The organism is Nocardia sp. NPDC057663, assembly GCF_042799895.1.
Lineage (GTDB): Bacteria > Actinomycetota > Actinomycetes > Mycobacteriales > Mycobacteriaceae > Nocardia.
The window spans coordinates 16,948-30,679 of record NZ_JBHVHX010000021.1; the positions used below are offsets into that span (position 1 = coordinate 16,948).

13 protein-coding genes, 1 tRNA gene and 1 pseudogene are annotated in these 13,732 nt (G+C 67.4%); 6 read left to right on the forward strand and 9 right to left on the reverse strand.

What is annotated here, in order from left to right; all coding sequences use genetic code 11:
• Positions 1-193: 193 nt before the first annotated feature.
• The 3 genes from ACFVAV_RS29695 (at position 194) to ACFVAV_RS29705 (ending at position 2,030) form a co-directional block, all read left to right on the forward strand.
• Positions 194-1,006 (forward strand): class I SAM-dependent methyltransferase, encoded by an 813-nt coding sequence (locus ACFVAV_RS29695; RefSeq protein ID WP_379038885.1) that lies wholly within the window; start codon positions 194-196, stop codon positions 1,004-1,006.
• A gap of 165 nt (positions 1,007-1,171) precedes the next feature.
• Complete coding sequence (locus ACFVAV_RS29700) at positions 1,172-1,747, forward strand: RNA polymerase sigma factor (RefSeq protein ID WP_379038886.1); 576 nt, start codon at positions 1,172-1,174, stop codon at positions 1,745-1,747.
• A complete protein-coding gene (locus ACFVAV_RS29705) occupies positions 1,728-2,030 on the forward strand; it encodes a hypothetical protein (RefSeq protein ID WP_379038887.1) in 303 nt (100 codons plus the stop codon). The genes ACFVAV_RS29700 and ACFVAV_RS29705 overlap by 20 nt, the downstream gene beginning before the upstream one ends.
• 98 nt (positions 2,031-2,128) lie before the next feature.
• Here ACFVAV_RS29705 and ACFVAV_RS29710 read toward each other — a convergent pair.
• From ACFVAV_RS29710 to ACFVAV_RS29730, 5 genes and pseudogenes are all read right to left on the reverse strand, one after another.
• Positions 2,129-3,457, reverse strand: a pseudogene (locus ACFVAV_RS29710) (hypothetical protein).
• The gene (locus ACFVAV_RS29715) at positions 3,454-3,837 is read right to left on the reverse strand and encodes a hypothetical protein (protein ID WP_379038888.1); all 384 of its coding nucleotides are present in this window, start codon (positions 3,835-3,837) and stop codon (positions 3,454-3,456) included. The pseudogene ACFVAV_RS29710 and the gene ACFVAV_RS29715 overlap by 4 nt, the downstream one beginning before the upstream one ends.
• Positions 3,834-4,028 (reverse strand): hypothetical protein, encoded by a 195-nt coding sequence (locus ACFVAV_RS29720; protein ID WP_379038889.1) that lies wholly within the window; start codon positions 4,026-4,028, stop codon positions 3,834-3,836. Before ACFVAV_RS29720 ends, ACFVAV_RS29715 begins: the two co-directional genes overlap by 4 nt.
• Complete coding sequence (locus tag ACFVAV_RS29725; protein WP_379038890.1) at positions 4,025-5,884, reverse strand: hypothetical protein; 1,860 nt, start codon at positions 5,882-5,884, stop codon at positions 4,025-4,027. Before ACFVAV_RS29725 ends, ACFVAV_RS29720 begins: the two co-directional genes overlap by 4 nt.
• Before the next feature lie 136 nt (positions 5,885-6,020).
• Positions 6,021-6,362: a winged helix-turn-helix transcriptional regulator gene (locus ACFVAV_RS29730; protein ID WP_379038891.1), complete on the reverse strand. Its 342-nt coding sequence runs from the start codon at positions 6,360-6,362 to the stop codon at positions 6,021-6,023.
• Between the two features lie 133 nt (positions 6,363-6,495).
• On the opposite strand from ACFVAV_RS29730, the gene ACFVAV_RS29735 reads away from it, so the two are divergent.
• Entirely contained in the window at positions 6,496-7,137 is a 642-nt protein-coding gene (locus tag ACFVAV_RS29735; protein ID WP_379038892.1) for an FMN-dependent NADH-azoreductase, read from the forward strand.
• A gap of 269 nt (positions 7,138-7,406) precedes the next feature.
• Here ACFVAV_RS29735 and ACFVAV_RS29740 read toward each other — a convergent pair.
• The 4 genes from ACFVAV_RS29740 to ACFVAV_RS29755 form a co-directional block, all read right to left on the reverse strand.
• Positions 7,407-7,478, reverse strand: a tRNA-Val gene (locus ACFVAV_RS29740).
• 32 nt (positions 7,479-7,510) lie between these two features.
• Positions 7,511-7,975 (reverse strand): peroxiredoxin, encoded by a 465-nt coding sequence (locus ACFVAV_RS29745; RefSeq protein WP_379038893.1) that lies wholly within the window; start codon positions 7,973-7,975, stop codon positions 7,511-7,513.
• A gap of 73 nt (positions 7,976-8,048) precedes the next feature.
• Positions 8,049-8,471 carry a DUF3052 domain-containing protein gene (locus tag ACFVAV_RS29750; RefSeq protein WP_379038894.1) on the reverse strand — a complete coding sequence of 141 codons (423 nt, stop codon included), beginning with the start codon at positions 8,469-8,471 and terminating at the stop codon, positions 8,049-8,051.
• A 118-nt stretch (positions 8,472-8,589) separates the two neighbouring features.
• Entirely contained in the window at positions 8,590-9,147 is a 558-nt protein-coding gene (locus ACFVAV_RS29755) for a hypothetical protein (protein ID WP_379038895.1), read from the reverse strand.
• Between the two features lie 370 nt (positions 9,148-9,517).
• On the opposite strand from ACFVAV_RS29755, the gene aceE reads away from it, so the two are divergent.
• Both aceE and ACFVAV_RS29765 read left to right on the forward strand, forming a co-directional pair.
• Positions 9,518-12,301, forward strand: a complete 2,784-nt coding sequence (gene aceE, locus ACFVAV_RS29760) for a pyruvate dehydrogenase (acetyl-transferring), homodimeric type (RefSeq protein WP_379038974.1) — start codon at positions 9,518-9,520, stop codon at positions 12,299-12,301.
• Between the two features lie 44 nt (positions 12,302-12,345).
• Positions 12,346-13,647, forward strand: a complete 1,302-nt coding sequence (locus tag ACFVAV_RS29765) for a PucR family transcriptional regulator (RefSeq protein ID WP_379038975.1) — start codon at positions 12,346-12,348, stop codon at positions 13,645-13,647.
• Positions 13,648-13,732: the final 85 nt, after the last annotated feature.

Here is a 13,732-nt window from a genome sequence, read left to right on the forward strand (position 1 = left end):
GGGGCGCGGCCGCCCCCCACCCCCCCCCCCGGGGGGGGGGGGCCCCCCCCCCCCCCCGGGACACCCCGCGGGGTTCTACTTGGGGGGGGGGGCCCCCCCGGGGGGCCGCCCACCACCTGCCAGGCCAGGGCACAATCACCTGAGGTGTACTCCGTGACGGCCCGATGGGGCTGTCGAGCAGCGAGAGGGTGCAGTGACAGTGACGTCCGACGAGCAGGGTGACCAGGCGGGGCCGACCGCGAGCGAGACCATGTTCGACTACGACGCGGAGCTGCGCTCGCACAACGAACTCTTCCGCACCGCCACGCGCGTCGGCGTCGCGGACCGGGTACTCGATATCGGGTGTGGCACCGGCCAGACCACACGCGAGGCCGCCGGAGCGGCCGTCGACGGGAGTGCGGTGGGTGTCGACGTCTCGGAGCGCATGCTCGGCCGAGCTCGTCAGCTCAGCGAGCGACTGCCCAACATCAGCTTTCAGCTGGCAGACGCCCAGGTACACCCTTTCCCGCCAGCGCATTTCGACCTCTGTATCAGCAGGTTCGGTGCGATGTTCTTCGCCGACCCGGTCGCCGCGTTCACCAATATCGGGCATGCCCTCCGACCCGGGGGACGTCTGGTGCTGCTGGTCTGGCAGGAACGCGACCGCAACGAATGGGCGTCCATGATCCGTCAGACGCTGACTACCGCAATGCCGATACTCACCGCGGGCCCCGGCGCGTTCGCACTCGCAGACCCGGATATCACCAGAAGCATCCTGGTGGCAGCCGGTTTCACCCATATCGGCTTCACCGACGTCAACGAGCCTGTCTACTACGGCCGAGACGGTGCCGCCGCCTACGACAATGTGCTCCGCCTGGTGGAATTCCGGGACATCCTCGCCGACCTCGACCCGGCCTCCGCCGAGCAAGCCCGCGCCCGGCTGCGGGCCCTGCTCGCCGCGCACGACACCGGCAACGGCGTGTACTTCGACTCGCGCGCCTGGATCGTCACCGCTCGCCGTCCCTGAGCCGCGGACGGCTGAATCCTTTTGCGCGGCCAACGCCTCTTATCCGTGTCCCGACACAATGTCGGGAGGATACGGAGGTTGTTGTGATCATTGGAATCGGTATCGCCGTCGGCCTGGTGGCGCTGTGCACATGCATGGTCGTCGTGCAGCGCAAACGAGCCGGGCGTGGCTGAGTCGACCTGGCCCGACCACCAGCTGATCGTCGCGGCGCAGGGCGGCGATGTGGATTCGATCGCCGCGCTGGTGTCGGGCGCGCACCCGAACATCCAGCGCTTCGCTCGATCCCTTTGTGCCACACCGGAAGACGCCGAGGACGCGGCGCAGGAAGCATTGATCATCCTGTACCGCAAGATCGGGATGCTGCGGGCCTCCGGCGCGCTGGCGTCGTGGATGTTCCGCATCGTCCGCAACGAGTGCCTGCGGCGAGCACGGGTGCGGCTGCGGGATCACCCTCCGGTGCCGGACATCGCCTCTGCCGCGTCGGCCGAGGACGAGGTCCTGCAACGCCTGGAAGCGGGGCGGGTCGCAGCCGCGGTCGCCGCCCTGCCCGCCGATCAGCGTCGCGTACTGATCATGCGCGACATCCAGGGCTACAGCGGACGGATGGTCGCCGATGCCCTCGGACTGAGTACCGCCGCGATGAAGTCACGCCTGCATCGAGCACGCGCGGCGGTACGAGAAACACTGCAATCCGCATCCGACCCGGTTCCTGGAGGAAACGATGACCGGAACGAAACCTGACAGCCCCGACTTCGCCAGCTCATCCCTACCGAAACACCTGGCCCGCGGCACAGTGGGCTTCGCCGCCCTGATCGGCTCTGTCGCCCTGATCCCGCTCACCGGACCGGCCGGCCTCCTGCTCCTGCCCGTCGGGCTGATCGCGCTGCGTGGCTGTCCGACCTGCTGGGCGATCGGGTTGATGCAGACGATATCGCGGGGTCGACTGCAGCGCTCCTGTGAGGACGGTGCGTGCAAGCTGACCGTCGCGGGGTCCGAGAAGCATCGGGAGCAGGTGGCTTCCTGATTCCGGCGACCGTCGGTGTGCCTCCGGTGATCAGCGTGGGGCACACCGGCTTTCGCCCGCATTGCTCGCGCCGTCAGCGGCAGGTCTCTAGGTTTCCGCTAACCGCCGAACAGCAGGTACAGCCCGGAGAAGGTGAATCCGACCATTGTCAGCATCAATGCCAGCTGGCCGGTGAGTCGGTGACGAGGCGGGAGAAGCTGGAGGCAGCGGTCGTGGGCGGCGGCGACGGCGAGGATGTGGCCGATCAGGACGGCGAGCACGGTGGCGGTGGCGAGCAGGCTCGGATGACTCGACAGCACGTAAGCGACGTCTCGGTCGGCCAGGCCTGCGATGTTCCAGCCGCGATCCAGTGGGTCCGCGAACAGCAGCACTGTCGCCTGCCCCTTCTCGACGAGAAACGTGAGGTAGTGGGCGATCAGGTAACCCGCCACGAGAGGGGTGAGGCTGAACGCCAGCCGCCGCGGCAGCAGCGCTAGATCGGCGGGGGAGACACCGCCGGTGGCACGCGCGGTAACGGAGAACAGCCCGCCGACCACCCCGATGAAGGCCAGCAGCCCGGCCGTGCGCACCAGCTCCGCGCCGACGACCGGCGCCAGATTGTCGACCAGCTCGCGCCACCGCGGGAAGGTGGAGAAACTGTCGAAGGCGGTGGATCCGAGCAGCGTCGCCGCGACAGCCACGGAACCGGCGAGTGCCGGAGTGCCCGCGAGATTGTTCAGTGGCATCCGCAACACCGCCCGTCCGGCGCGGTCGCGCCCGTAGGGGCTCAGGTGCGCCAGTAGCGTGCTGTACACCTCGAGCGGATCGGCCCGTTCTGCCCAGACGGTGCCGAACAGTACGAGCCCGATCGAGGTCACGACCAGATAGCCGAGCAGCCAGGTCAGCACAGATCCCACCGATCCTGGCGCGCGCCAAGCCAATTCCAGCCAGACGAGGGAGAACAGGCCGAGCGCCGCGGGGCGGTACCCTCATTCCTCGCCGTAGCGGAGAAGTCCGAGTTCCGGTGGGCGTCGCAGCAACAGGCAACCCCATCGATGAATCGCTCTGGCTGGGGAGACGACCTTCCAGACCGGCCCGATCAGCAGGGACCCCACCATCACCCCGACCCAGACGCCGATGTACAGCACTCCGGGCACCGGATTCCGGGCCGGGTCCGAGGAGCCGAACACCGCGATGATTATCACGCAGGCGGTCACCGCCACGCTCACCGCGGCGATGATTGTTCGGGTCGTGCGGGCATCGATCACCCGGCGGACCGGCGCGGGCAGTACGTATCCCGGCGAGCAGGGGTCCAATCGTGGTCGGCGCCAGGCGAAGAACAGCAGCGCGAACGTGAAGGTCAGCGCCCATGCCGCACCGACCAACGCGTAGGTGAGCGGAATCGGCAGGTCCGCAGCACCGCCGATACCGTGGGCGAGGACACTCACTGCCGGACCAGCAGCGTCGTCACCGTCCGTCCAGCGTGGTGCAGTTCGATCTCCACCTGGCCTGGCACCGTCACGGTGAAGCCGAACTCCTGCCCGGAAGCCGCAGCCACGGGAAAGGTGTGCGCGGGGTCGGAGTGGACATGCAGTTCGTCGGCGGTGTCACTGTCGACCCGCAACACGATACGTTCCCCGACCTCGGCTTCGGTGCGCGTATCGGCCGGGGAGACCGTGCCGTTCGCGATCCGGATGTCGATGGTGCGGGCCGCGGGCTCGCCGTTCGGGGTGGTCCTCGTCCCGGACCGGTCGCCGGATGCGCAGCCGACGAGCAGCGAACTCACCGCGACAGTGAGTAGCCCGTACCGGAGCAGGCGATTGGTCACGGATGCTCCTCGGTGCGGTCGGCCTGCGCGGATTGTGTTTCTGCGTAGGCGTTCTCGCGTTTCTCCGCGCGCCGGTCACGCATCGCGATGAACAGCACCAGACCGACCAGCGCGATCGCGGGCAGAAAGGCCGGAATCGCCAACAGCAGGGAGTGGTCGGCGAGAATGTCGACGTCGCCCTGGCGAATCATGGTTGGGCCGTTGCCTTCTGGCCCTGTGTGCGACCCGCCGCCAGATAGCGATCGTTGATACGGGCAGCGCCCCACGACATCGCCGCGATCAAGGCCAGGCTGCACGCCAGCACCACCAGGCTCGCCAGGCCGATCAGCCAGGACGGATGGTCGAAGGACCGCTCGCGTTGCAGTACTGTGATCTCCTCGACGAACGGCCGCGTGAAGCTCGCGGGTGCGGGCACTTCCGCGGCGCCGATGCCGGGATCGAGCGGCATGAAGATCGGCAGCGCGGCTTGCATGCGCCCATCCTGCAGGCGCAGCAGCGTTTTCCAGGTGCCGTGCACGGGCACGGGCCGGGTGGAAACGAAGTGGTCGTCGGCGATGCGGCGCAGTGTGTCCACGACGAGGCCGTGGCCGGGACTGTCGTCGCCGGTGCCGCCCTGCCAGGACAGGATCTCCACCCATTCGGGATCGGAACCGATCAGATCCTCGGGGGAGAGTCTGATGTCGGCGGTGACCATCCGTCCGCCCTGTTCGGGAGCGGCGTCGGTGAGTGTGACGGTCGCCGACGCGGTCTCCGGTACGCGGATGATCAGGCCGTTCGTAGTCGCCGCTGCGGCAATCACCACAGCGGCGACCACGATTCCACGCCGCACCGCGGGTCTGGGCAATGCCTCGCCGCGCAATACGGTGCCGAGCATCGCGCCGATCACTCCGCCCGCCACACCGACCGGCACTGCCATCGCGAGCAGCTCCGGCCACATCCCGGCGACCCAGGCATTGACGAACATCCGCTCGACCCACAGTGACTCGAGCCAGACACCCACCGTCGCCACACAGAACCCGGTGAGCGCGCCCCACCAGAGCGGGCGGCGAATCAGCGGCACGACGGCGAGCAGTTCGACCACGATCGCGGCACCGAGATACAGCGGAAACACGTTGCGTGGCGCCTCGAATCCGGTCCCGACGAGGACCGCGACGACATACCGCACACAGAAGGCGAAGGCAACGAGCAGCAGCGTGCTGAGTGGGCCGAGCGTCAACCGCGCCGAGATCAGGGCGATCGTCGCGGCGAAGACGATCAACATCGGTTGCAGCACCAGCCGGAACTGCTCGACGCCGAAGTCGAACTCGACCTGGAACACCGACAGTCCGATCACCAGACCGCCGAAAGCGAATGCCCGAACCGCCCACAAGACCCGCCCGTCGATGCGTTCGGGATCAGGCCGGTTGTATCGGCCTTCGAGTTCGAGCAGCAGCACGCCGATCAGCGACAGGCCCGCACCGCCGATGAGCATCAGGTGGGTCGGCCCCCAGAGGGTGACATCCTGGCCGAACAGCCGATGCCAGATGTCGTCGAGCGGGAAACCGATCAGCGCGTACAAACCGGCACCCGCGATCAAGATGCCGCCGACGGGGGCGTACCAGTCGCGGGTGATTCGCACCGCGGCACTGCCCGGCTTCTCGTCGAGCGGCAGCACGATCGCCAGCATGCCGGCCATGAAGAGGAAGAACAGGCCGACCAGAATGAAGTAGTGCGCCGGGTTGGCCAGCGGTCCGGCGTCGCGGCCCTTGCCGACGTGCAGGCTCACATCCCAGATGAAGCCGAGGAACGCGGTCAGGATGGTCGCGAGGAACATCAGGATCGGCAGCGCCACCCAGCCGGGACGGTTCATGATGCGACCGCTGAAGTCGGCCAGGCGCCGCAGCCACGTGATGCGCCGCGTCCGGTGCAGGTAGGCCACCACCAGCAGAATCGCGCCGACCACCGCGGCCGCGCCGGTCATCGCTGCGACTTGATCGAGGGCAGCGCCACCGCCTTCGCTGCCCTGCGCGATCAGGATTGTCGACGGATCGGTCATCGCTGTGGCCATGGCAGTCCTCCGAGGATTCGAAGCGCCCGGTCTGCGGGGTAACGAACATTATCCCGAATTCCGCGCGGCGCCGGTACCCCGCGCGCACAGGACGCGGTTCGAACCCAATGCTCAGCTAGGGGCAACCTCCAGCTCACTAGCCGGCCTGACGGAGCTGCTCCCGGTACCGCTCGCCCCAGGTCTCCATCAGCAGGATGATCGGGACGAGACCGCGGCCGAAGTCGGTCAGCTCGTACTCGACTCGGGGCGGGACCTCCGGATACACGGTGCGGGTGAGGACGCCGTCGCGCTCGAGTTCGCGCAGCTGCGCGGTCAGCATTCGCTGGGTCACGTGCGGCATGGCGCGGCGCATCTCGTTGAACCGCGCCGTTCCCTCACTCAGATGAAAGACGATCATGCCCTTCCACTTGCCGCCGATCACATCAAGGGTGACCTCGACCGGGCAGTCGAAATCGAGATCCTGCTTACGCTTCGCCATGCCACATCCTCGTCTCACCGGCAAAGGTATGAAAAAGGGTACCGGGTAACAGAAATGTGCGTTCTTACGCAGATATTCCCCGTCGGGCAGGCTCGGTTCCGCAAGTTACCCCGCCCTGACAGGAGTATCAGAGATGGTCCAGCTGCTGCAGCTCGATGCCAGCCCGCGCCGGTCGCGCTCACACACCCGCACACTGGTCCAGGAGTTTGCCGAACGCTGGAGCGAGGGCAGACCGGGCGACACGGTGATCCGCCGCGACCTCGGCCACGAACCGCCTCCGCACCTCACCGAGGACTGGATCGCCGCCGCCTTCACCACGCCAGGGGAGCGGACCACGCAGATGCGCGAGGCCCTGGCCTACAGCGACCAGCTGGTGGACGAGCTGTTCGCCTCCGACGTGCTGGTGCTCGGAGTCCCGATGTACAACTTCGGGGTACCGGCGATGCTGAAGGCCTACATCGACCAGATCGTCCGGGTCGGCCGCACCTTCGCCTTCGACCCTGAGGCCGCGGCACCGTACACGCCACTCGTCTCCGGCAAGCGCGCCTTCGTCATCGTCGGCACCGGCGACGCCGGGTATGAGATGGGTGGTCCGCTGGCGAGCGCGAATCACGTTGAGCCGTACCTGCGCACGGCTCTGGGTTTCATCGGCATCGATGAGGTCGAGTTCGTCTACACGGGCAACGACGAATTCGGCGGCGAGCGCCTGCAGCGGTCCCTCGCGTTCGCCCGGAACCGGGTAGCAGATCTGATATCTGTGGGTGCAGTGGGTTGAGAGCCACCCGGCGGTGACCAGCAGACGACGGTGCTGGACCAGCGTCATTTCCCGTTCGGCAGGCGCGCCGTGTACGGCTCGTCTTGGGCAGGGCGTGCCGATGGTCATGGTTGCTGCGGAGCATCGACCTGGAGACCTTCGAGGGTCTCGATACCGGGTCGGCACGGTCGGGTCACCTACACGTAAAGCTCGGGCTCTCTGCCCCACGCGGGCGACGTGGGGCAGACGGCGCAAGCTGCGAGTGGATCGTCTACCTGCAACATCTTCTGTGGGCGCAGAGGGGATCGAACCCCCGACCGCTGGTGTGTAAAACCAGTGCTCTACCGCTGAGCTATACGCCCGGGCACCGCCGGCGGGAACCGGCGGTGACGGTTTATGAATCTAGCGCGGTGAGCGCTTTCTCCCAAGCCGCCTGGTCACGGGCCTCTCCGGGCCCGTTCATCTCGGCGAAAGTGATGTGACCGGACTTGTCGACGACGAAGGTGCCGCGGTTGGGGTAACCGGACTTCTCGTTGAAGACGTCGTAGGCCTGGGTGACGGCGCCGTGCGGCCAGAAGTCGGACAGCAGGGGGAACAGGTAGCCCTGTTCTGCTGCCCAGATCTTGTGGGTGGGCGGTGGGCCGACGGAGATCGCGAGGATCTCGGCGTCGTCGTTCTGGAACTTGGGCAGCTCGTCCCGAACCTTGCACAGCTCGCCCTGACAGATACCGGTGAAGGCGAGCGGATAGAACACCAGCAGCACGTTCTTCTTGCCGCGATACTCCGACAGGGTGACGGGCTGGTTGTTCTGGTCCTTGAGCGTGAAGTCCGGCGCGAGAGTGCCAACCTCTAGCGGCATACTACGAATCCTCCGTCGTGTCGGGTCCCAGCCGAGCGTTCTCGCCCAACTGAGACCCTAGCGAACGGCGGATTCAGCGCTGTTTGGACGGTGCCTTCGGCTGGACCAGGCGCGAGCCCGTCCAGCTGCCGAGGCTGATGGTGGATGTCTGGGTCAGGCCGGCCGTGGGTGCGGCCTCGGCGATCTCACTCGGATCGACATGGCCCGATTGACCGGTCTTGGGGGTGAGGACCCAGATGAAGCCTTCGTCGGCCAGCGGGCCGATGGCATCCATCAGCTCGTCGGCCAAATCGCCGTCACCTTCTCGCCACCACAACAGGACGGCGTCCACGACCTCGTCGGAGTCTACGTCGACCATCTCGCCGCCGCTGACCTCCTCGATCTCGGCGCGCAAGTCGTCGTCGGTGTCCTCGTCCCAGCCCAATTCCTGAACGACCAAGCCGTGAGAAATGCCAAGCTTCTGAGCGTAGTTCTGCGCGTCCGCCGCGGCGACCACGGTGGTGTCCTCCCTAAACTGCCGACAATAAGATAGGTGCAAGCGAACATGGTTATCGGCCGCAGCGCAAGCCGATCGGATGAATTGGGACCGTATGCCGCGTGTCGGCGGGGCGAATTCAGCGGCTCGGGCAGGCGTCGTGGACCGCGGTGCGGGCCTGGTTGATCTTGCGGCTGGCGTCGTTGAGCTTGGCCACTTGTGAGTTGTAGGTCATCTTCCTGGTCTCGGCGGACAGCTCGCGGGCGGCGACGACGTAGGCGGTGAACTTCTCCGCGAGGTCGGCGGGCAGCGCGCCCGCCGCGGTGGTGACGCCGGTCTCGACCTCGAGCGCCGCGTTGTCGAGGGTGGTGGCGGCGGCCTCGCGCTTGGCGGCGTAGTCGGGAGCGTTGCTGTCGTGCGCGGTGACGAAGTCGTTGAAGGCGGTCACGCCTGCGCCGGTGGTGGTGGGGAACCGGGTGCAGTTGTCGCTGATCGCCCTGGTCTGCGCGGCGGCGGCCTTGGACGACGCGGCGGCGGACGAGGACGCGGCCGCCTCGGTCTGGTACGCGGCGACCTCGGCGGGATCGGTGGTCGGCGTGCCCGGCACCTGCTCGGCGCACCCGGCCACGACCATGCCCGCGGTCACGGCGACAGCGGCACAGGCCAGCCCCAGCCGGCGCGCGTCCAGCAGCCTCATCGTTGTCCGATCCCTCTCGCTCACGTGGTTCCCACACCTAAACCTAGTGGATCTGCGGATGCGGCGGCGCGTCGCGCCCACGCTGCTTTCCAGGGGAATACCGCCCAGTACCTGCCAGGGAGGGATGACCTGCGCCACCTTTTCGGTAAGGATGGGGGTGCGCCCGAAACGTGTGTGACGGGTGGCCCGCACACCTAGCGGGCAGGCCCGGGGATAGCGACGCCAACAAGCAGTTCAGCCCCCAGTACGAGGAGCAGATTTGACCGACCTGATCCACTCTGTGTCAGCGAATTCCGCGAACGATCCCGCCGCGGCGGCACCCGCCGCAGGCGCCGAGTCCGCCACCAGACCGACCGGTGAGCGGGTCCGGGTGATCCGCGAGGGAGTGGCGTCGTATCTTCCGGATATCGACCCCGAGGAGACCAGCGAATGGCTGGAGTCCTTCGACGACATGCTCGACCGCGAAGGCCCGGGACGCGCCCGCTACCTGATGCTGCGGCTGCTCGAGCGCGCCGGTGAACGCCGCGTCTCGATCCCGGCGCTCACCTCCACCGACTACGTGAACACGATTCCCACCGAGAACGAGCCGTGGTTCCCCGGTGACGAGGAAGTCGAGCGCCGCTATCGCGCTTGGATCCGGTGGAACGCCGCGATCATGGTGCACCGCGCGCAGCGCCCCGGCATCGGCGTCGGTGGCCACATCTCGACCTACGCGTCCTCGGCGGCGCTCTACGAGGTGGGCTTCAATCACTTCTTCCGCGGCAAGGACCATCCCGGCGGCGGCGACAGCATCTTCATCCAGGGCCACGCCTCGCCCGGCATCTACGCCCGCGCCTTCCTGGAGGGCCGGCTCAGCACCGACCGGCTCGACGGGTTCCGGCAGGAATACAGTCACGGCGGACCTGGCCACGGCCTACCGTCCTATCCGCACCCGCGGTTGATGCCGGACTTCTGGGAGTTCCCGACGGTGTCGATGGGCCTGGGCCCGATGAATGCCATCTACCAGGCCAGGTTCAACCACTACCTGCACGATCGCGGTATCAAGGACACCTCCGACCAGCACGTCTGGGCATTCCTCGGCGACGGCGAGATGGACGAGCCGGAGTCGCGTGGCCTGATCCAGGTGGCCGCCAACGAGGCGCTCGACAACCTGACCTTCGTGATCAACTGCAACCTGCAGCGGCTCGACGGTCCGGTGCGCGGCAACGGCAAGATCATCCAGGAGCTGGAGTCGTTCTTCCGCGGCGCGGGCTGGAACGTCATCAAGGTGGTCTGGGGCCGCGAGTGGGACGCGCTGCTGGGCGCCGACCGCGACGGCGCGCTGGTCAACCTGATGAACACCACCCCCGACGGTGACTTCCAGACCTACAAGGCCAACGACGGCGCGTACGTGCGCGACCACTTCTTCGGCCGCGATCCGCGCACCAAGGCGCTGGTCCAGAACATGTCCGACAGCGACATCTGGAACCTCAAACGCGGCGGCCACGACTACCGCAAGGTCTACGCGGCCTACGCGGCGGCGATGGCGCACAAGGGCCAGCCGACGGTGATCCTGGCCAAGACAATCAAGGGCTACACCCTCGGCAAGCACTTCGAGGGCCGCAACGCCACCCACCAGATGAAGAAGCTGGCGCTGCAGGACCTCAAGGACTTCCGCGATCTGCAGCGCATCCCGATCACCGATGCCGAGCTGGAGAAGGATCCGTACCTGCCGCCGTACTACCACCCCGGCATGGACAACCCGGCGATCCAGTACATGCTGAGCAGGCGTCAGTCGCTCGGCGGTTTCGTGCCGGAACGCCGCTCGCCCGCCAAGCCGCTCACGCTGCCCGGCGACGAGGCCTACCGCTCGGTCCGCAAGGGTTCGGGCAAGCAGAAGGTCGCGACCACCATGGCGTTGGTCCGGCTGGTCAAGGAGCTGTTGCGCGACAAGGAGATCGGCAAGCGCATCGTGCCGATCATTCCCGACGAGGCCCGCACCTTCGGCATGGACTCGTGGTTCCCGACGCTGAAGATCTACAACCGCAACGGCCAGCTCTACACCTCGGTCGACGCGGAACTGATGCTCGCCTACAAGGAGAGCACCGTCGGCCAGATCATGCACGAGGGCATCAACGAGGCCGGTTCCACCGCGACCTTCACCGCGGCGGGCACCTCCTACGCCACCCACGGCGAGCCGATGATCCCGCTCTACATCTTCTATTCGATGTTCGGCTTCCAGCGCACCGGCGACAGCTTCTGGGCCGCCGCCGACCAGCTGGCGCGCGGTTTCGTCCTCGGCGCCACCGCGGGCCGCACCACGCTCACCGGCGAGGGCCTGCAGCACAACGACGGGCAGTCGCTGCTGCTGGCGTCGACCAACCCGGCCGTGGTGACCTACGACCCGGCGTTCTCCTTCGAGATCGCGCACATCATGCGGGACGGCCTGCGCCGGATGTACGGCGGCGCCACCCCTTCTGTGAGCCCGCTGCCCGGCACGAATCCGCCCGAGGACGGCGCGTTCGGCGGGGAGAACATCTTCTACTACATCACCCTGTACAACGAGCCCTACCAGCAGCCGGCCGAGCCCGACGACCTCGATGTCGCCGGTCTGCTCAAGGGGCTGTACCTGTACCAGCGTGGTGGTGAGGGCAGCACTCGCGCGCAGATCCTCGTCTCCGGCGTGACCGTGCCCGACGGTCTGCGGGCGCAGGAGATCCTGGCGCAGGAGTGGGGCGTGGCCGCCGACGTGTGGTCGGTGACCTCGTTCGGCGAGCTGCGCAGGGAGGCGCTGGACAAGGAGATCCAGGCGCTCAAGCACCCCGACACCGATCCGGGCGTGCCCTACGTCACCCAGGCGCTCGCGCCGACGCAGGGCCCGGTCGTGGCAGCCACGGACTGGATGCGCGCGGTGTCGGATCAGATCCGGCAGTGGGTGCCGGGCGACTACATCACCCTGGGCACCGACGGGTTCGGCTTCTCCGACACCCGTCCGGCCGCCCGCCGGGTGTTCAACGTCGACGCGCAGTCGATCGTGGTCGCGGTGCTCGAGGGCCTGGTCAAGGAAGGCACGCTGGACAAGGCGAAGGCGGTGGAAGCGGCGGCGAAATACCGCATCGACGACGCCTCCGCCGCGCCGAAGCCGAGTGCGGACGCGGGCGAGGAACTCGCGTAGCGGACTATTGGACTGTGGAGCGCAAACCGCCGCGGCCCCGTCGGATCACCGAGGGCACCAGCGAGCACGAGGTCTACCTGCCGACGGGGGCACTGTCCCCGAATCGGCAGACCCGTGATCCGCTGCCCGACACGCTGCTCAAGCGGGTCAAGCAGTTCTCGGGCCGGCTGTCCACCGAGGCGGTGGGGTCGATGCAGGATCGGCTGCCGTTCTTCGCCGATCTGGACGCCGCGCAGCGTGCGGGCGTCCAGATGCTGGTGCAGACGGCGGTCGTGAACTTCCTGGAGTGGTTGCAGGATCCCGACTCCGATATCCGCTTCAGCCTGGACGCGTTCCAGGTGATTCCGCAGGATCTGGCGCGGCGGCTGACGCTGCGCCAGACCGTGGACATGGTGCGGGTGGCCATGGACTTCTTCGAGCAGTGGCTGCCCGCGCTGGCGCGCAATGATCGTCAGCTGGTCGCGCTCACCGAGGCGGTGCTGCGATACGGGCGTGAGCTCGGTTTCGCGGCCGCCTCGGTGTACGCGAGCGCGGCCGAGTCGCGCGGCGCGTGGGACACCCGCCTGGAGGCCCTGGTGGTCGACGCGGTGGTCCGTGGCGACACCGGTCCCGACATGCTCTCCCGGGCCGCCACGTTGAACTGGGACGCCACCGCGCCCGCCACCGTGCTGGTCGGTACGCCACCGGCGGACCAGGGCGTGTCGACCGTCGGCGCGGTCCACACCATCGCGACCAGGCACGGCAGGGCCGCGCTGGCGGTGGTGCAGGGCGCGCGGCTGGTGATGGTCGTCAGCGGGCACCTGGGTGACGCCGGGATCGCCTCGCCGTTCCTCGCCGACCTGCTCGCCGACGTGTTCTCCGAGGGTCCGGTGGTGATCGGCCCGACCATGCGTACGCTGGGCGCCGCGCACGCCAGCGCGATCGAGGCATTGGCCGGAATGGAGGCCGTGGTGGGCTGGCGGGCCGCGCCAAGGCCCGTTCACGCGTCGGAGTTGTTACCAGAACGGGCCCTGCTGGGCGATAGAGCTGCAATAGAGGCGTTGAACGAGTATCTTGTGCTCCCGTTGGCTGCTGCCGGATCGTCGTTATCCGACACACTCGACGCGTACCTGGATTGTGGTGGAGCAGTAGAAACGTGCGCGCGTCAGCTGTACGTCCATCCAAATACCGTTCGGTACCGTCTCAAACGAATCGGCGAGATCACCGGACGTGATCCCATGAATCCCCGAGACGCCTATGTGCTCCGGATCGCAGCCACAGTGGGCCGTTTGACACGAACCCATAACGAATCGTCTCCCTCCGTCACAGAAACACCGCCTACCCCAGTGGGCTTCGAGCCCCTGTAACGAGATTGGGGAATCGGTCGATCGGGACACCCCACCTCGGATTTTGTGGGACCCCTACAAAACCCGTCCGAAAGCTTCATTCGCG

What these genes read in the sequence shown, in the direction of transcription:
- ACFVAV_RS29705 (WP_379038887.1), top strand. Translation starts at nt 1,728, where the DNA reads ATGACCGGAACGAAACCTGACAGCCCCGACTTCGCCAGCTCATCCCTA.
- ACFVAV_RS29720 (WP_379038889.1), bottom strand. Translation starts at nt 4,028, where the DNA reads ATGATTCGCCAGGGCGACGTCGACATTCTCGCCGACCACTCCCTGCTG.
- ACFVAV_RS29725 (WP_379038890.1), bottom strand. Translation starts at nt 5,884, where the DNA reads ATGGCCACAGCGATGACCGATCCGTCGACAATCCTGATCGCGCAGGGC.
- ACFVAV_RS29730 (WP_379038891.1), bottom strand. Translation starts at nt 6,362, where the DNA reads ATGGCGAAGCGTAAGCAGGATCTCGATTTCGACTGCCCGGTCGAGGTC.
- ACFVAV_RS29735 (WP_379038892.1), top strand. Translation starts at nt 6,496, where the DNA reads ATGGTCCAGCTGCTGCAGCTCGATGCCAGCCCGCGCCGGTCGCGCTCA.
- ACFVAV_RS29745 (WP_379038893.1), bottom strand. Translation starts at nt 7,975, where the DNA reads ATGCCGCTAGAGGTTGGCACTCTCGCGCCGGACTTCACGCTCAAGGAC.
- ACFVAV_RS29755 (WP_379038895.1), bottom strand. Translation starts at nt 9,147, where the DNA reads ATGAGGCTGCTGGACGCGCGCCGGCTGGGGCTGGCCTGTGCCGCTGTC.